Here is a 16,223-nt window from a genome sequence, read left to right as displayed (position 1 = left end):
CGCGAGGACAGCCAAAACCTGGGCGTGACCTGGATAGCCTTCGACAAGCACACCCAAGCCTTTACCCTGAGCATCCCTCAGTGGCGCCCGGATTGGCGCAACATTTTCTTCAGCAATACGCCCTACGAGGTCGTACCGAACGGCTGAGCCACAAAATACATCCGCTGGCTGTAAAAGACGGAAGCGCCGCCGCTACCCCTTCGGAACCGATTCCGGCCGCAGATAGGGCAGCATGTGCGCCACATAGTCCGCCTTGCCCAGCTCGATCCCTTCCTTACGCAGGATCGAATACGCGGTCATCACGTGAAAATAGAACTGCGCCAGCGTCCAGTCACGGGCGTACTGCTCCGCGGTCAGGTCGAAGATCATTCCATTCGCCAGCTCATGGGCGATTGGCTTGTCTGCGTCCATATCCAACGCATCGGCGGCGAGACCGTCGAGCAACGCCACCGTCTCTTCGATGCGGGCATAGGCATCAGCCAGCGTGCCCGGCCGCTCCCCCGCCTGCCGCCCCTCGTCCAGCAGCTCGTTGATCACTGCCGGAAAGGCCTCGCCTCTCAGCCGGCACATGGCCTCCCGCGCCTGCACGCAGGCAAAGCGAACCTGAGTCGACAACGGAAACATATCCGGCGCCAGCCGCGCGGATAACAACGCCTGCGCCTCCGCTTCCGGCAGCTGGGCCTGCGCTTTCTTTAGCCAGCCGGAGAGGGTTTTGAGCATTTGGGTGTAGGTTGGGACGAGGAGGGTTGTTAGCTGCATGGTTCTTACCTTGTGGAGGCTACGCCAAAGAAAGCTTTTTCAGTGGGCTGAGCAGTAGCTAATAACCCTTTCCTTTCAAGTATTTTTCTTTTGCTATATTTATATCTGGCTGAACTCTGCATTCTCTCCGCTCACTTTGCACACTCGTTAAATTCGAAGTATTGAGTAGTAAATCGGGTGTTCTCTTTAACGCTTGGGACCAGCCCCGCTCGAATGCGTCATACTCTGTAGATCCTAACGGATATCTATTTTCGTATCTTCCTTCATTAGAAAAGTAGCTTTCTTTGCCTTCTTTATACGCCGGATGATCATGAATATCGCTCATAGTTATCACCATTTCAAAATATTCCGCCAACATTGGTGCTCTAATAAATCACAAAAATAAATTTGTTCCGCTGGCTACATGCAGGCTTCGTTGCAGTCCTTGCTCACCATTAAGACCATACTCTAAGGTTCCCAGATCTCCAAAGTGCGCCATCCCAGCAAATTACATCGTGAAGGTCGGAATAGATAGAAAGCTGATTAAACCGTGGAGAGCCATCTTTCTTGAACCAATGCGATAAAAGCGCGGTGGGCCGAGGGGGATAAATTTTTTTGCGCTCGTTTAAATTTGGTTGCCAGAAATAAACGATTATGGACTCAGCTATCTCCAAATGCGTCCGTGTATGCTCTTGCGGATAGGCTACGCTGCCTAGCCAGACACCAAGTTCACGCGTGATTTCGAAGATCTTGTGGTGCTGCTTAAAACGGTTTCTATATAAACCTTCTGTAATGCCACAGTACTGAATTTGTTCATTTCTCTCGTACCGGCGCTTACCCGTTAGGAGGTAAAGCCCGTTCCCCATATCCGAATCGCATACTTCATAAAGTGAATACGGCCCATGCCAGTTCACTCGTATTGTCAGATTATCCACTTGTCTTTATCTCTTTATAAAACTTGGTTAAGCAATTCATAAGCGGCAAGCTAACTTATTATTTTTTGGCACCTGCCAGATCCATGAACGGCCGCTTTTCCGCTAAGGAAAAATCGGACTAAATCGTGAACATCTCAGCCATCAGTTTACGGTCATGAATCTGCCAATAGCTCTCACCGCGGTTATCGGAATGCAGCGTTAATTAGAGAAAATATTTTTCTGAAGCCTTGCAAGTCGCTGCGCGTTAGCCCCTTAGCTTTTTTAAACTCATTAAGATACAGCTTTTTTAGTTCATTCTTTGCGCTTTTTCTATCCGCCGTATTGCTGCTTGTCAATTTCATTACTAAAGAGTGATTGCTCGCATATACAGAGGATATTATGGATGCAGGAAGCAAGCCTTCAATGCAATCCTTGCCGGGCTCATTAATACCAATTGCAGCGTAATTAGTATGTTCTACCAAGTTAAGATTTTTTAGTATTCGCTGCAGCTCGCTGTGTGCATCAAGATCAAAAGTAATGAAGGCCTTATCAAACTTATCAATAACAAACTTTAGCATTATCGAGTTCTTTAGCGCATCTTTACCCTCATACGGTATAATTTCTACACCTTCCGGCAATACAAACCCGGGGACTTCTAGAGAAGATATATATTCCAAATATTCTTTATCGATAGAACCTTCTACCAAAATCACATGGTCGCGCCTTGCACCAATAACCTCCTGCCATGGTTCAAATGCTTCATTATCCAAACCGAGAATCTGGCTGAATGGACGCATCCAGTTATTATTTTCAATGGTAACCAATTCAGTTTGCCGAAGATTACCTCGAAACGTTTTACGATCTAGAAGGATATTCGACTCGGGAATTTCTTGGCAGAGCATATAGGGGCTATGAGTCGTAATTATGATTTGAATGCCTAAATCTCGAGCCAATGAGCGTATTACACGACCAAACTCTGCTTGAGCTGACGGGTGCAAAAAACTTTCAGGCTCCTCAATAACAATGATAGGGGAAACCCTGTTAATATCTGATAAATCATTTTTTACTTTATTTGCTTGTAGTATCGACATCATTATGTGCGTGCGATTTTGAGTACCAGTCCCCCAATCAGAAAGCGGAACTTCAAGATTCTTATCTTTTAGATTGACGCCTAGTGGTATAGCCCCACCCAGATACCTGTCGAATATAGTTAGCTCAACATCGTATTTTTCTTCGAGCCTTCCAAGTAATCCGGATAGCTCAGAACGATGCTTGGCAGCCATTTTCTTAATTTTTTTCTTTAGCCGTTCCTGTTCTGCTTCTAACTCTTTTCTTTCATCGCCGGAAAACATTAGCTCCTGCGCAAGCCTTACGGCGCCGCCTGCCAAAAGGCTACTCAACCCGACTTCGGCTGAATTATTGAAGAAAGCCAATGTCGAGCTTTCTATACGTTTGTATACCTCCACTGCCTCGTACTTGCCCAAGGCGTTTCCATCTAGATAAACCTCAGTTTGAGCTTCCTCTTTCTCCAAGTATCTTAAAATAATCCTCATATCTAAATCGTCACCGACGGGCGCGCTTAAGCCTGAAAACTTAATAGCGAAATTGTAAATGCCCGGATCATAGATGGCGCTGAAACTTAAACAATATTCTAGTTCTATCGGCGGCGTACCTTTCACCCATTGCGTTTTGGCCACAGGATAGCTAATTGACTCCCTTTCAGCCCACCAATTCTGTTTTGTGGTGTCTCGCAATAACTGCTGAATAGCCTTGATAACTGTGGTTTTCCCTGCATTGTTTTTTCCACTAATAGAAGCAAACTCACCATCAAACGATAGTTTTACATCCTCTAAGGTCCTAAAGTTTTTTATGCAGATCGATCTTAATTTCATTTTTCTGCCTCTCGCTTACCACAAAGATGCAACCAATCAAAGCTGCGCTAATAAATTAAGCGTTATATTGAATCGGTGGGAACATATTTCTTTTTCGGACGTTTGAGTCAGAGATGTCCTTGCTCTGGATATTGACGAGCTTTAAATCCTTGATCCTTTATCACTTGAAGCCGCAACGCGGCTGCAGGACAACGAAGTCGGATAGCGCGCCCTGGCGCCCGACGTGAAGTGGCACCAGCGGGGGGAAACGTATTTCAGAAGTTTTTCCAGCCGCTCAGCAAAATGCCGCTCCACGGGTTTATCGAACTGACATTGCGAGCGAACAGGGGAAAAGCGCGCCATCTGTACCTTCCTTGGTAGCGGACCGGTGCAGACCGTAGCGGCGCAGCGGAACCGTGATCGAGTGCGCAGTTGCTGCGCGTGATGGCACATTAGCCACTGCTTCCGTATGGGTAAAGCAGACGATGGATTAATCCCCAGTTTTCACACTGCAGCCTGACGTGCGGTCGCTCGCGCCGTCTGCACTTTCCGCCCGCCTACCCTGTCCACCCTGCATGGCTCAGTTGCGGAGGTGATCGTGGAAGGCATGTTTTTCAGTAGCGGAACGACGTTGATACGCACGCTGGTGGTGGGCGTGCTGGCCTATATCAGCCTGGTGCTGCTGTTGCGCCTGTCGGGGCGGCGGACGTTGTCGAAGATGAATGCGTTCGATCTGGTGGTGACGGTGGCGCTGGGTTCGACCTTCGCGACGATTCTGCTCAATCGCAATGTGTCGCTGGCCGAGGGGGTGCTGGCGTTCGCGCTGTTGATCGGGCTGCAGTATGTGGTCACCTGGTCCAGCGTGCGGGTGGCGTGGGTGCGGCGGACGGTGACGGGCGAGCCGGCGCTGCTGTTCTTTCGCGGGCGTTTTCTCGGCGATGCCATGCGTGTGGCGCGGGTGACCGAGGATGAGGTGCGGGCTGCGGCGCGCAGCCAGGGGCTGGCCGCGCTGGATGGCATCGAGGCGGTGGTGCTGGAGACCGACGGCAGTTTCAGCGTGATCACCGATGGCGCCGGCGACAGCCGGTCCACGCTGGACGGGGTGAATGTGCCGGGGCCGAATGAAAAGGGCGTTTGACGCCGTGGCGCGCCTCGGCGGCGACTGATCGACGCGCCCGCCGCCGGGGCCCACGCCGGTCCGGTTGCCGCCGCGCGGCGCTGCCGCCAGACTCGTTGGTTCCGCCCTTCGATGCGATTCCCACCCATGAAAACCAACCTCGACGAAATGCTCGCCTTTGTCAGCGTGGTCGACAGTGGCTCGATCAGCGCTGCGGCCGAGCAGCTGGAACAGACCGCCTCGGGCGTCAGCCAGGCGTTGAGTCGGCTGGAGGACAAGCTGGCGGTGACGCTGTTGCGCCGCACCACGCGGCGTCTCGAGCTGACCGAGGAAGGCGAGGCGTTCCTGGCTCAGGCGCGGCGGATTCTGGCCAGCGTCGAGGAAGCCGAGGAGCAGATGGCGCTGCGGCGGCAGGCGCCGGCCGGGCGCTTGCGGGTCAATACCGCGTCGCCGTTCATGCTGCATGTGATCGTCCCGCTGATCGGCGATTTTCGCGCGCGCTATCCGCTGATCGAGCTGGAGCTGCACAGCGACGACCGCATCGTCGATTTGCTGGAGCGGCGCATCGATCTGGCCATCCGCATCGGCCCGCTGCCCGATTCCAGCCTGCATGCACGGCCGCTGTGCCATACCACGCGCCGGGTGCTGGCGAGCCCGGCCTATCTGGCGCGGCATGGCACACCGCAACAGGTCGAGGACCTGGCGGAGCACAGCCTGATCGGCTTTACCGAGCCGGATCGTCTCAACGACTGGCCGCTGCGCCACGCGCTCGGCGAGAGCTGGCGGATCAACCCGGCGCTACGCGCCTCCAGCGGCGACACGGTGCGCGAGCTGGCGCTGGCCGGCGAAGGGATCGCCAGCCTGTCGGACTTCATGACTGGCCGGGACCGCCAGCGCGGCGAGCTGGTGGAGGTGCTGGCGGCGCAGCGCGTCGACGTGCGCCAGCCGATCAACGCGGTGTACTACCGCAACACCGCGCTGGCTTCGCGCATCACCTGTTTTCTGGATTATCTGAGTGAGCGCCTGGGAGCCGGCGCCCCGCACGACTGAGCAGGGATCGCGCGTCCGGGCATTCACGGCTGTGGAACCGCGCGAACGCCAGAAAGTGAAACGGCCCTGTCCGTCGGGTCAACGACGGACAGGGCCGCATCTTCAGTTTGTGCGCAGCGCGGCTTACTGCCCCAGCAGGCCGGCGTTCTGTACGGAGCCGAAGGCAAAGCCGAGGAACTCCGGCACGCTCATTTCGCGACCGTTGAAGGTCACCTTGTCATTGGCGTAGTGCAGCGAACTGACCAGCCGCTCGCCCTCCAGACGCGACCAGCCGGTGTTCAGCGCCATATCGCTGAACAGCTCGGTGGCGGCCTCGGTTTCCTGCTGCAGTGCCGCCTGGTCGAGCTGGCCGTCACGCGCGTTGTTCTGCACGACCAGCCCGGCGATGTCGCGCACCAGGTTCCTGTCGATGCCGGCGTCGGCCTTGAGCGAGGCGAGCATGCTGGTGATCATCGCGTCCGGGGTGAAGGCTTCTGCGCTCGGCGATTGCAGGTCGAGCACGACCGACAGGCGGGCCGCGCCGTGGGCGGTTTCGAAGCCGAACTCGTCGAGGGCCAGGGTCGGCTTGTGCTCGAGCAGTTGCAGGGCACGGGCCTGCAGTTCCTGCTGCTGGGCGCTGGTCATGCCGGCGAAGGATTCCTGCGGGGTGGCGCTCTGGTCGAGGATGTCCTTGTAGCTCGCCACCAGGGCCTTGAGGCTGCTTTCCTCGAGGTTGCGCAGGCTGAAGACGAGGGCGAGGTTGCGGAAGGTCTGGCCTTTGGCGCTGACCTCGCCGATGCGGTAGCCGATGGTCTGATCGAGGCCACGGCTGCCGCGGCTCAGTGCCTCCTCGACGGAGGCCTGCTGGATGACCACGGCGGGTTCGTCGCCGGCCTTGATTTCCATGCGCTGCAGGGTGATGGCGGACGGTCCGAAGCCGAAACCGGCGTCGTAATCCTGCTTGTCGGCGCTCAGGCCGATGCCGCGCAGGCTCACCTGTACCGGCTGGCCACTGTCGCTGCGCTGCAGGTCGATATCGATTTCCGCCAGCTCGCCGTCCATGCGTACGTCGCTGCCGTCCCTGTTCGCCTCGAAGTTGAGGTTGGCGGGGCGATGCGCACGCTGCCGTCCTCGTCTTCGATATTCAGCGCGGCCGTGCGCAGATCGCCGGCCTGGCCGCCGTCGTAGCCGATGGTCACCTCGCCCACCAGCGGCACTTCGCCGGAGGCGGCGTCGAACAGCTTCTGCGTCAGCGGTGTGCGTTCGAGTTCGAAGTGGCTCTGCGCGGCGACCGGCATCAGCTGGCCGCGGCTCAGGCGCGAGACGGGAAAGGGGCCATGTTCGAGGCGATCGTTCAGCAGCAGGGCGTAGTGCTCGGTGTTGCCTTCGTCATCCGCTACGTCGATGTCGATCTGGTAGCGCGCGGTGCTGGACAGCAGGCCGCGTTCGAAGCTGAGCAGGGTGAGGCTGACATCGGCACCGGCGCCGACGCCCATCTCGCGCAACTTGAGGTTGGCCTGGTCGACGGCATCGCGGGCGGTCGATTCGACCTGAGTGCTGGTGTAGAAAGTGGCGGCCCCGAAGAGCGCCAGGGGTACGGCTACGGCGAGCGCGAGCTTTTTCATGGAAGCATCCTGTGCGGCGGCTGGGCAGACGTCCTGTCAGCCGGTGGTTGGCAAGCGGCGGCACTCTAGCAGCGCGCCTCGACAGGCTCCAGCGCACCAGGCATCCGGATGAAAAGGCTGAGAACGTCGCAGCAGATTCGGGCGGGACGACGCGTGCCGCGTCCTCGCCGCCCTGCCGGCGCCGCTATCGGTCGCCACCCGATTTCGGCATCGGAATGGCCACGCTGCTTTCGATGCCGCCGGCTTCGGCGTTGCCTTCCTTGTAGAAGGGTTCGATCTCGTCCCGGGCGCGCTGCCAGTGGTCGGCTTCCTGGCCTTCGGGGCGGCCCTCGGCTTCCCATATTTCATAGGCGCGCTGGCGGATGCGTTCGTCGACGTTCATGGCTGAAATCTCCGGGTAACGGGCCGGCGAATTGCCGGCCGTTAAGCAGAAGAAAGGCCGGCCCGCTACAGGTTCCGGCGGGGCGACGAGCGCGCTTGGCCGGGACGCAGCAGCGCGGGACCCGGCGATCAGGGAACCGCCACCGTCGCTGCGGTCTTAGCTCTGGATAAACGACGCCGACTGGCGTTTCATTCGCTCTTCGCCGCGCCCGGATCGGCCGGCGCATCGCCTTCTTCACAAAGGACCGCCCCATGAGCATCGCCCCCAACGCCGGACGCCTGCCCGACCCGCACACCCTGACTCATCTGCCGCGCCTGGTGGCGCGCTACTACAGCGACCGGCCGGACCCGTCCGACCCGGCGCAGCAGGTGGCGTTCGGCACCTCCGGGCATCGCGGTTCCTCGCTCAAGGGCAGCTTCAACGAGTGGCACATCCTCGCCACCACCCAGGCGATCTGCGATTACCGCCGCCAGGAAGGCATCGACGGCCCGCTGTTCATGGGCATGGACACCCATGCGCTGTCCGAGCCGGCGTTCGTCTCGGCGCTGGAAGTACTGGCGGCCAACGGCATCGAGACGCGCATCGACGCCGGTTGTCCGGAAACCGGCGGCGAGCCGGGCTACACCCCGACCCCGGCGATCTCCAACGCGATCCTCAGCTACAACCGCGGCCGCACCAGCGGGCTGGCCGACGGCATCGTCATCACGCCGTCGCACAACCCGCCGGGCGACGGCGGCTTCAAGTACAACCCCACCAATGGCGGCCCGGCCGACACCGGCGTGACCAAGTGGATTCAGGAGCGCGCCAATGCGCTGCTGGTCGCCGGTCTCGATGGCGTCAAGCGCATGGATTACCGCCAGGCGCTCAAGGCCGCCACCACCCAGCGCTTCGATTTCATCGACGCCTATGTCGGCGGGCTCGAGCGGGTGATCGACCTCGACGCCATCCGCGGCTCGGGCCTGAAGTTCGCCGTCGACCCGCTGGGCGGCGCCGGCGTGCATTACTGGCCGCGCATCGCCGAGCGCTTCGGCCTTCCGCTGGAGGTGCTGTCCACGGTGGTCGACCCGACCTTCCGCTTCATGCGCCTGGACTGGGACGGCAAGATCCGCATGGACTGCAGCTCGCCGCACGCCATGGCCGGGCTGATCGAGAACAAGGACCGCTTCGACGTGGCCTTCGCCTGCGACACCGACCACGACCGCCACGGCATCGTCACCCGCTCCGGCGGGCTGATGAACCCCAACCATTACCTGGCGGTGGCCATCGAATACCTGTTCACCCATCGCCCGGGCTGGAGCGCCGAGGCCGGCATCGGTAAGACGCTGGTGTCTTCGTCGATGATCGACCGTGTTGCCGCCGGCATCGACCGCCGTCTGGTGGAGGTACCGGTGGGCTTCAAGTGGTTCGTCGACGGCCTGATGGATGGCAGCCTGGGCTTCGGCGGCGAGGAGTCGGCCGGCGCTTCGTTCCTCGACAAGCAGGGCGGCGCCTGGTCCACCGACAAGGACGGGCTGATCCTCGGCCTGCTGGCGGCGGAGATCACCGCAGTCACCGGCAAGGACCCGAGCGAACGCTACCAGGCGCTGACCGACCGCTTCGGCGCGCCGGTGTACCAGCGCATCGACGCCGCGGCCAATCGCGAGCAGAAGGCACGCCTGGGCAAGCTGTCGGCATCGCAGGTCTCGGCGAAGGAGCTGGCCGGCCAGCCGATCACGCGCATCCTCACCGAGGCACCGGGCAACGGCGCGGCCATCGGCGGGCTGAAGGTGGAGACGGCGAACGGCTGGTTCGCCGCGCGGCCGTCCGGCACCGAGGATGTGTACAAGATCTACGCCGAGAGCTTCGAGGGCGAAGCGCACCTGGCACGCATCCAGGCCGAGGCCAAGGCGCTGGTGGACTCGGTGCTGGCCGGCTGAGGCTCACGGCCCCACGCCGGGCTATCGCTGCTGGCGGTCGCTGATGCTGACCGCCAGCTGTGCAGCTTCGACTGCGTCGGTGAGGTAGCGGCTGTGGCCCTCGGCATCGGTCACCCGGTAGACCACCCGGATATCCGGCCCGCGCAGATGCTCGGGAATCTCGTCGCCCTGGAGCTTGCTCACGGTGACGCTCATGGCGGCGCTCCTCTATTTGGCATTGGCTGTCTGGAGTGTGACTGCGCCATCGCCAATCCGATCCTTGCCGTTCGCCGTACCGCGCCAGGGCTTTGCGCGCTGGCGCATCTCGCTAGGGCACCAGCACCGCAGCACCCTGGAAATGCCCGTTGCGCAGGTCATCCAGCGCCTGGTTGGCCTGCTCCAGCGGGTAGGCGTGGGTTTCGGTATGGATGCCGACCTGGGCGGCCACCGGAAAGAACTCCAGGCCGTCCTGGCGGGTGAGATTGGCCACCGAGACCACCTCGCGCTCCTGCCAGAGGATGTCGTAGGGAAAGCTCGGGATATCGCTCATGTGGATGCCGGCGCAGACCACCCGGCCACCCTTGCGCAGCGCGCGCAACGCGGCCGGCACCAGCTCGCCCGCCGGCGCATAGATGATCGCCGCATCCAGCGGCACCGGCGGCAGCTCGCCCGAATCACCGGCCCAGACCGCGCCCAGCGAACGGGCGAAGTCCTGCGCCGCCACATCGCCCGGGCGGCTGAAGGCATAGACATCGCGCCCCTGCCAGCGCGCCACCTGCATGACGATATGCGCCGCGGCACCGAAGCCGTACAGCCCGAGACGCTTGCCGTCACCGGCCTTGACCAGCGAACGCCAGCCGATCAGCCCGGCGCAGAGCAGCGGTGCCAGCGCCACGGGGTCGCCCTCCTCGCCGAGGGCAAAGGCGAAGCGGGCATCGGCCACCACGTATTCGGCATAGCCGCCGGGCCGCGTGTAACCGGTGAACTGCGGCGCGTCGCAGAGGTTTTCCTCGGCGTGCTGGCAGTAGCTGCAGGTGCCGCAGGTGTGCCCCAGCCAGGGAATGCCGACCCGCTGGCCCGGCTCGAAGCCGGTCACGCCCTCGCCCAAGGCATCGACCAGACCGACGATCTCGTGGCCGGGAATGATCGGCAGCGGCGCCTCCGGCAACTCGCCATCCACCACGTGCAAGTCGGTGCGACAGACACCGCAGGCCAACACCCGCACGCGGACCTCGCCAGGCCCCGGTTGCGGCACGGGCAGCTCGCGCAGCTGCAAGGGTTGGCCGATCTGTTCCAGCAACATGGCCCGCATCGACGTCTCTCCTTTCGTCTGCGTTCTGCTGATCGTAGGCCGATCGGCGGAAAAAGGCTCTAGATTCAGCGGCGATTCAAGGCGCTTCTGGTGGGCTGAAGCCCACCCTACGGTTCGGCGTGGTTCTTTAGGTTGCGGCAGGTGGCGCTCCGCGCTCCCACCGGTAACCCGAGCGTTCCCCGGCGCATTCGTACTCAGTCATGTGACACAGGGCAAAAACTCATGCGGCCTCCCTGGAGCATGGTTGGCGTGGTATCCGATTCACCAGAGACATGGAGGCCTCGATGCCCAACTACCGCAGAAGCACAGTCGCGGGCGGAACCTGGTTCTTTACCGTAACGCTCGCCGATCGCCGTTCCACCCTGCTCGTCGAGCAGATCGATCAGCTGCGCGCCGCCTATCGAGCGGCGCAGATTCGATTGCCATTTCATACCACCGCCATTTGCGTCCTTCCGGATCACCTGCACGCCGTCTGGACGCTACCCCACGGCGACAGCGACTACGCCCTCCGCTGGAGCCTGATCAAGAGCCAGTTCTCCCGACAGCTACCAGGCAGCGCGCGCTGCTCCAGCCAACTGCGCAAGCGCGAGAAAGGCATCTGGCAGAGGCGCTACTGGGAGCATCAGATCCGCGATGAGACGGATCTGCAGCGGCATGTCGATTACCTGCATTACAACCCGGTCAAGCATGGCTGGTGCGCTCGCGCCGCGGACTGGCCGTACTCCAGCTTTCACCGCTTCGTTCAGCAGGGTCTGTTGCCGGCGGACTGGGGCGGCGACGCGGTTCGGCTGGGCATGCTCGCCGGCGAACGGACCTGACCGGTGATAGCTGGGCTTTGTAGGGTGGGCTTCAGCCCGCCAGCGGTGCTCGGTATGGCCAGAAACTCTCTACACTCGAAACGTCTTGCCATTTTCGGAGTACGACCCGATGACGCTTTCGCCCTTCCATCTCGCCATTCCCGTCTACGACCTGGCCGCCGCCCGCGCCTTCTACGGCGAGGCGTTCGGCTGTGCCGAGGGCCGCAGCAGCGATCACTGGGTGGATTTCGATTTCTTCGGCCACCAGCTGGTGATCCACGAAGCGCCGAAGATGCCGCATCAGGAGGCGGCGCACAGCAACCCCGTGGATGGCCACGACGTGCCGGTGCCGCACTTCGGCGTGGTACTCGGCTGGGAGCAATGGGAGGCGCTGGCCGAGCGGCTGAAGGCGCGCGGCACGCGCTTCGTGATCGAGCCCTACGTGCGCTTTCAGGGCCAGGTCGGCGAACAGGCGACCATGTTCCTGCTCGACCCCTGCGGCAACGCCCTGGAGTTCAAGGCGTTCAAGGACATCGGCCAGCTGTTCGCCAAGTGAGCGGGATCAGCCGCGCTCGGCGAGGTGCTGGTCCTTGAGCTTGACGTAGTTGCCAGCGGTATAGCTGAAGAAGCTGCGCTCCTTGTCGGTCAGCGGGCGCGCCTGCTTCACCGGGCTGCCGACATAGAGGTAGCCCGACTCGAGCGTCTTGCCCGGCGGCACCAGGCTGCCGGCGCCGATGATCACCTCGTCCTCGACCACCACGCCGTCCATCACGATCGAGCCCATGCCCACCAGAATGCGGTTGCCCAGGGTGCAGCCGTGCAGCGTGACCTTGTGCCCGACCGTGACCTCGTCGCCGATGGTCAGCGGGAAGCCGTCCGGGTTGTACGGCCCGGCATGGGTGATGTGCAGCACGCCGCCGTCCTGGATGCTCGAGCGCGCACCGATGCGGATGCGGTGCATGTCGCCGCGGATCACCGTGAGCGGCCACACCGAGCTGTCGGCGCCGATTTCCACATCACCGATGACCACGGCGGAGTCGTCGACGAACACGCGCTCGCCCAGTTTCGGAGTGCTGTTTTGGTAGCTGCGTATCGCCACGATAGAAACCTCTTTGGCTGCGGGAAGGGTCGATTGTAATTAAGATGGCCGGCATTGCCGCTGCGGACCCGGGCTGAGCAGCATGCCGCCCGCCGTGGTCAGAGTAACAACCGGCCGACCGGCGTTGAAAAAGCACGACAGCGCGTCCATCTAGGACATCTGCCTGCCACGTCCGGCCTCGCTCCAGCGAGCGGCCTGCAATCCTCTTCGTCACAAGGTGTCCCCGTGAGCGCGAACAATCCCCTGCTGCAACAATTCGACCTGCCGCCCTATTCCGAAATCCGTCCGGAGCACGTCGAGCCGGCCGTCGACACCATCCTCGGCGACAACCGCGTGGCGATCCAGGAGCTGCTCAGCCGCCCGGCCGAAAGCCTGGACTGGCAGACCCTGGTGGTCGGGCTGGACGAGCTGAATGATCGACTCGCCCGTGCCTGGGGGCCGGTCGGTCACCTCAACTCCGTGTGCAACAGCCCGGAGTTGCGCACCGCCTACGAGGCCTGTCTGCCCAAGCTGTCGGCCTACTACACCGAACTCGGGCAGAACCGCGCGCTGTTCGAGGCCTACCAGGCGCTTGCCTCCGGCCCCGCGGCGGCCGGTTTCGAGGTGGCGCAGAAGACCATCCTCGAGCATTCGCTGCGCGACTTCCGCCTGTCCGGTATCGACCTGCCGCCGGTCGAGCAGCAGCGCTTCGGCGCCATCCAGATGAAGCTTGCCGAGCTCGGCAGCAAGTTCTCCAACCAGCTGCTGGACGCCACCCAGGCCTGGACCCGGCACATCACCGACGAGAGCCTGCTGGCCGGCATCACCGACTCGGCCAAGGCGCAGATGGCCGAGGCAGCCAAGGCCAAGGGCCTCGACGGCTGGCTGATCACCCTGGAATTCCCCAGCTACTACGCGGTGATGACCTACGCCGACAATCGCGACCTGCGCGAGGAGGTCTACACCGCCTACTGCACCCGCGCCTCGGACCAGGGCCCGAATGCCGGGCAGTTCGACAACGGCCCAGTGATGGCCGAGATCCTCGAGCTGCGTAACGAGCTGGCCGGCCTGCTGGGCTATCGCAACTTCGCCGAGCTGTCGCTGGCGACCAAGATGGCCGAATCCACCGAGCAGGTGCTGAGTTTCCTGCGTGACCTGGCGGTGCGCAGCAAGCCGTTCGCCGAACGCGACCTGGCCGAACTGCGCGCCTTCGCCGCCGAGCAGGGTCTGGACGACCTGCAGAGCTGGGACCTGGGCTACTACGCCGAGAAGCTGCGCCAGCAGCGCTACAGCCTGAACCAGGAAGAGCTGCGCGCCTACTTCCCGATCGACAAGGTACTGTCCGGGCTGTTCGGCATCGTCGAGCGCCTGTACGGCATCCAGATCCATGAGCTGGAGCAGTTCGACGGCTGGCACCCGGATGTGCGGCTGTTCGAGATCACCGAGAATGGCGAGCACGTCGGGCGCTTCTTCTTCGATCTCTACGCGCGGCCGAACAAGCGCGGCGGCGCCTGGATGGACGGCGCCCGCGACAAGCGCCGCACCGCTGACGGCACGCTGCAGACGCCGGTGGCCAACCTGGTCTGCAACTTCACTCCGCCGGTGGGCGAGCGCCCGGCGCTCTTGACCCATGACGAGGTCACCACGCTGTTCCACGAGTTCGGCCACGGCCTGCACCATCTGCTGACCCAGGTCGAGCACGCTGGCGCCTCGGGCATCAACGGCGTGGCCTGGGATGCGGTGGAGCTGCCCAGCCAGTTCATGGAGAACTGGTGCTGGGACCCCGAAGGCCTGGCGCACATTTCCGGCCACTACCAGACCGGCGAAGCCCTGCCACAGGACAAACTGGACATGATGCTGGCGGCGAAGAACTTCCAGTCCGGCATGATGATGGCGCGCCAGCTGGAGTTCTCCCTGTTCGACTTCGAACTGCACGCCACCCACGGTGACGGACGCAGCGTGCTGGAGGTTCTCGAACACATCCGCGATGAGGTTTCGGTGATGCGGCCGCCGGCCTACAACCGCTTCCCCAACAGCTTCGCGCACATCTTCTCCGGCGGGTACGCCGCCGGTTACTACAGCTACAAGTGGGCCGAGGTGCTGTCGTCCGACGCCTTCTCGCGCTTCGAGGAGGAAGGGGTGTTCAACGCCGAGACCGGCCGCGCCTTCCGCGAGGCCATCCTGGCGCGTGGCGGCTCCCAGGAGCCAATGGTACTGTTCGTCGATTTCCGAGGCCGCGAGCCGTCCATCGACGCCCTGCTGCGCCACCTCGGGCTGGTAGCGGAGGCCGCGGCATGAGCAACGAAGTATCCCGAGTCACCACCAAGCGCTTCATCGCCGGGGCCGTATGCCCGGCGTGCAGCGGCACGGACTGCATCAAGATGTGGGATGTCGACGGTGTGCCGCACCGCGAATGCATCGACTGCGGCTACGCCGACACCCTCAACGCCCAGGGCCAGTCGGTACCCATGGAGCTGGGCACGCGGGTGAACAAGGTCCAGCCCAAGCCGGCCAACCCGCAGGTGCAGTCGGTGCAGTTCTTTCCTAATCCGAAGTTGAAGAAGCCGGAGTAAGGGGTGCTGCACCTGACCTGCGGTGACCTGGCCGGCGATGGTGTTCGCAACCTGCTGGCCGACCGCGAACCGGGTGCGGAGGTCCGGGTGCTGCGCGATGACCTGGCAGTCGGCCCGCTGAGCGATGTGGACAGCCCGCCGTGCGCCGCCCGTGTCGCCTTCTGGGAGCAGCTGTGGCCTGACGAGCTGACGCCGCGCCCGCTGTTCGCCCACGACCTGGCCGCCGATGCGCGCTGGCTGGCAGAGCTCGCCGGGCAAGCCGACGGCGTGATCGTCTGGCATGGCGACAGCGCGTCCGAACAGCTGCTGCTGGCACGGGTCTGCGCGGCGTTGCAGGGCTGCCGGTTGCAAGAAGTGGCCTGCGGTACAGGCGACAGCCGCGCCGGTCGGCGCAAAGCGGTGTCCATGCATTCGCCAGAGGCGCTGGCGGCGCTCTACCGGCCACAGGCCGTTTCGGTGTCCCGCCAGACCGAGCTTGCCGCGGTCTGGCATCAGCAATGCGCCGGCACCTATGGCATTCGGCGCTGGGACAATGGGGCCTTTAGCGGCGAAGACTATCAATTGATCGACGCGACGCTGATCGCCGCCAGCCCGGATGAATTCGCACCGCTGGCGCGTGCGATGGCCGAGGTCATGGGCCATTGCGACGGTTTCTTCGCCACCGATCTCTTCCTCTACTGGCGCGCCCGCGAGCTGACTACCGCGGGGCATCTGGAATTACGGGGCGACCCCGCCGCCGGTTATCGTGATCTGCAGGTGCGCCGGAGGTGAAGGCGCACGCCGAACGATTCTGCTTCGCGGCCTCACGACAGACAGCGGTCACCGCCACGCCAGCGCTTACGCAGCCGCACCGCTGATAAACGCACCGCTGATAAAAAAGAACCCGCCGAGT

At 62.1% G+C, this 16,223-nt stretch carries 17 protein-coding genes; 8 read left to right on the top strand and 9 right to left on the bottom strand.

The genetic code is table 11. The features are described 5' to 3' along the window. Positions 1-192: 192 nt before the first annotated feature. The 3 genes from HZR81_RS22050 to HZR81_RS22040 all read right to left on the bottom strand — a co-directional run bounded on the left by HZR81_RS22050 (position 193) and on the right by HZR81_RS22040 (position 3,544). Positions 193-759 (bottom strand): DUF1993 domain-containing protein, encoded by a 567-nt coding sequence (locus HZR81_RS22050; protein ID WP_500129275.1) that lies wholly within the window; start codon positions 757-759, stop codon positions 193-195. Positions 760-817: 58 nt separating this feature from the next. Further along, positions 818-1,084 (bottom strand): hypothetical protein, encoded by a 267-nt coding sequence (locus tag HZR81_RS22045; protein WP_500129274.1) that lies wholly within the window; start codon positions 1,082-1,084, stop codon positions 818-820. Positions 1,085-1,855: 771 nt separating this feature from the next. Beyond that, positions 1,856-3,544 (bottom strand): ATP-dependent nuclease, encoded by a 1,689-nt coding sequence (locus HZR81_RS22040; protein WP_500129273.1) that lies wholly within the window; start codon positions 3,542-3,544, stop codon positions 1,856-1,858. Between the two features lie 577 nt (positions 3,545-4,121). Between HZR81_RS22040 and HZR81_RS22035 the strand changes: the two genes are divergently transcribed. Then, positions 4,122-4,661 carry a DUF421 domain-containing protein gene (locus tag HZR81_RS22035; protein ID WP_313473228.1) on the top strand — a complete coding sequence of 180 codons (540 nt, stop codon included), beginning with the start codon at positions 4,122-4,124 and terminating at the stop codon, positions 4,659-4,661. A gap of 126 nt (positions 4,662-4,787) precedes the next feature. Then, complete coding sequence (locus HZR81_RS22030; protein ID WP_500129272.1) at positions 4,788-5,690, top strand: LysR substrate-binding domain-containing protein; 903 nt, start codon at positions 4,788-4,790, stop codon at positions 5,688-5,690. A 123-nt stretch (positions 5,691-5,813) separates the two neighbouring features. Here the strand turns inward: HZR81_RS22030 and HZR81_RS22025 are convergent, their stop codons facing one another. The 3 genes from HZR81_RS22025 to HZR81_RS22015 all read right to left on the bottom strand — a co-directional run bounded on the left by HZR81_RS22025 (position 5,814) and on the right by HZR81_RS22015 (position 7,676). Continuing rightward, entirely contained in the window at positions 5,814-6,731 is a 918-nt protein-coding gene (locus tag HZR81_RS22025) for a DUF945 family protein (RefSeq protein WP_500129271.1), read from the bottom strand. Then, positions 6,662-7,294 carry a DUF945 family protein gene (locus HZR81_RS22020; protein ID WP_500129270.1) on the bottom strand — a complete coding sequence of 211 codons (633 nt, stop codon included), beginning with the start codon at positions 7,292-7,294 and terminating at the stop codon, positions 6,662-6,664. Before HZR81_RS22020 ends, HZR81_RS22025 begins: the two co-directional genes overlap by 70 nt. A gap of 184 nt (positions 7,295-7,478) precedes the next feature. Next, the gene (locus HZR81_RS22015) at positions 7,479-7,676 is read right to left on the bottom strand and encodes a DUF2934 domain-containing protein (protein ID WP_011915152.1); all 198 of its coding nucleotides are present in this window, start codon (positions 7,674-7,676) and stop codon (positions 7,479-7,481) included. A 251-nt stretch (positions 7,677-7,927) separates the two neighbouring features. On the opposite strand from HZR81_RS22015, the gene pgm reads away from it, so the two are divergent. Further along, positions 7,928-9,592, top strand: coding sequence for a phosphoglucomutase (alpha-D-glucose-1,6-bisphosphate-dependent) (gene pgm, locus HZR81_RS22010; protein ID WP_106442548.1), 1,665 nt, complete (start codon positions 7,928-7,930; stop codon positions 9,590-9,592). Between the two features lie 21 nt (positions 9,593-9,613). Here pgm and HZR81_RS22005 read toward each other — a convergent pair whose 3' ends face one another. Beyond that, a complete protein-coding gene (locus HZR81_RS22005) occupies positions 9,614-9,787 on the bottom strand; it encodes a hypothetical protein (protein WP_172600250.1) in 174 nt (57 codons plus the stop codon). A 112-nt stretch (positions 9,788-9,899) separates the two neighbouring features. Further along, positions 9,900-10,883: a zinc-dependent alcohol dehydrogenase family protein gene (locus HZR81_RS22000; RefSeq protein WP_500129269.1), complete on the bottom strand. Its 984-nt coding sequence runs from the start codon at positions 10,881-10,883 to the stop codon at positions 9,900-9,902. A 284-nt stretch (positions 10,884-11,167) separates the two neighbouring features. Here HZR81_RS22000 and HZR81_RS21995 point away from each other — a divergent pair, with 284 nt between their 5' ends. Together HZR81_RS21995 and HZR81_RS21990 are read left to right on the top strand one after the other, a co-directional pair. Beyond that, positions 11,168-11,701: an REP-associated tyrosine transposase gene (locus tag HZR81_RS21995; RefSeq protein WP_200597047.1), complete on the top strand. Its 534-nt coding sequence runs from the start codon at positions 11,168-11,170 to the stop codon at positions 11,699-11,701. Between the two features lie 109 nt (positions 11,702-11,810). Beyond that, on the top strand, positions 11,811-12,236 hold the full coding sequence (locus HZR81_RS21990; protein WP_011915155.1) for a VOC family protein: 426 nt from the start codon (positions 11,811-11,813) through the stop codon (positions 12,234-12,236). 6 nt (positions 12,237-12,242) lie between these two features. Here HZR81_RS21990 and HZR81_RS21985 read toward each other — a convergent pair whose 3' ends face one another. After that, positions 12,243-12,779 (bottom strand): gamma carbonic anhydrase family protein, encoded by a 537-nt coding sequence (locus tag HZR81_RS21985; protein ID WP_500129268.1) that lies wholly within the window; start codon positions 12,777-12,779, stop codon positions 12,243-12,245. A 225-nt stretch (positions 12,780-13,004) separates the two neighbouring features. Here HZR81_RS21985 and prlC point away from each other — a divergent pair, with 225 nt between their 5' ends. Genes prlC through HZR81_RS21970 form a run of 3 tightly spaced genes read left to right on the top strand, consistent with a single transcriptional unit; the run spans position 13,005 to position 16,102 of the window. After that, entirely contained in the window at positions 13,005-15,056 is a 2,052-nt protein-coding gene (gene prlC, locus HZR81_RS21980; protein WP_500129267.1) for an oligopeptidase A, read from the top strand. Then, positions 15,053-15,331 (top strand): YheV family putative zinc ribbon protein, encoded by a 279-nt coding sequence (locus HZR81_RS21975; RefSeq protein ID WP_013984497.1) that lies wholly within the window; start codon positions 15,053-15,055, stop codon positions 15,329-15,331. The genes prlC and HZR81_RS21975 overlap by 4 nt, the downstream gene beginning before the upstream one ends. A 3-nt stretch (positions 15,332-15,334) precedes the next feature. Beyond that, on the top strand, positions 15,335-16,102 hold the full coding sequence (locus HZR81_RS21970; RefSeq protein WP_313409853.1) for a DUF1835 domain-containing protein: 768 nt from the start codon (positions 15,335-15,337) through the stop codon (positions 16,100-16,102). Positions 16,103-16,223 lie beyond the last annotated feature (121 nt).

Origin of the sequence: Pseudomonas sp. LM13 (genome assembly GCF_041381355.1) — a bacterium.
GTDB classification, from domain to species: domain Bacteria; phylum Pseudomonadota; class Gammaproteobacteria; order Pseudomonadales; family Pseudomonadaceae; genus Stutzerimonas; species Stutzerimonas frequens.
The sequence above is the reverse complement of the archived record's forward strand: the minus strand, read 5'-3'. Positions and strand labels throughout refer to the sequence as shown.

Excerpts from the sequence above, each read along its gene's own strand:
- HZR81_RS22005 (WP_172600250.1), bottom strand. The coding sequence starts at position 9,787 with ATGAGCGTCACCGTGAGCAAGCTCCAGGGCGACGAGATTCCCGAGCAT.
- HZR81_RS21995 (WP_200597047.1), top strand. The coding sequence starts at position 11,168 with ATGCCCAACTACCGCAGAAGCACAGTCGCGGGCGGAACCTGGTTCTTT.
- HZR81_RS22050 (WP_500129275.1), bottom strand. The coding sequence starts at position 759 with ATGCAGCTAACAACCCTCCTCGTCCCAACCTACACCCAAATGCTCAAA.
- HZR81_RS21990 (WP_011915155.1), top strand. The coding sequence starts at position 11,811 with ATGACGCTTTCGCCCTTCCATCTCGCCATTCCCGTCTACGACCTGGCC.
- HZR81_RS22000 (WP_500129269.1), bottom strand. The coding sequence starts at position 10,883 with ATGCGGGCCATGTTGCTGGAACAGATCGGCCAACCCTTGCAGCTGCGC.
- HZR81_RS22025 (WP_500129271.1), bottom strand. The coding sequence starts at position 6,731 with ATGGACGGCGAGCTGGCGGAAATCGATATCGACCTGCAGCGCAGCGAC.
- HZR81_RS22015 (WP_011915152.1), bottom strand. The coding sequence starts at position 7,676 with ATGAACGTCGACGAACGCATCCGCCAGCGCGCCTATGAAATATGGGAA.
- HZR81_RS21975 (WP_013984497.1), top strand. The coding sequence starts at position 15,053 with ATGAGCAACGAAGTATCCCGAGTCACCACCAAGCGCTTCATCGCCGGG.
- HZR81_RS22030 (WP_500129272.1), top strand. The coding sequence starts at position 4,788 with ATGAAAACCAACCTCGACGAAATGCTCGCCTTTGTCAGCGTGGTCGAC.
- HZR81_RS22045 (WP_500129274.1), bottom strand. The coding sequence starts at position 1,084 with ATGAGCGATATTCATGATCATCCGGCGTATAAAGAAGGCAAAGAAAGC.
- pgm (WP_106442548.1), top strand. The coding sequence starts at position 7,928 with ATGAGCATCGCCCCCAACGCCGGACGCCTGCCCGACCCGCACACCCTG.
- HZR81_RS22040 (WP_500129273.1), bottom strand. The coding sequence starts at position 3,544 with ATGAAATTAAGATCGATCTGCATAAAAAACTTTAGGACCTTAGAGGAT.
- HZR81_RS22020 (WP_500129270.1), bottom strand. The coding sequence starts at position 7,294 with ATGAAAAAGCTCGCGCTCGCCGTAGCCGTACCCCTGGCGCTCTTCGGG.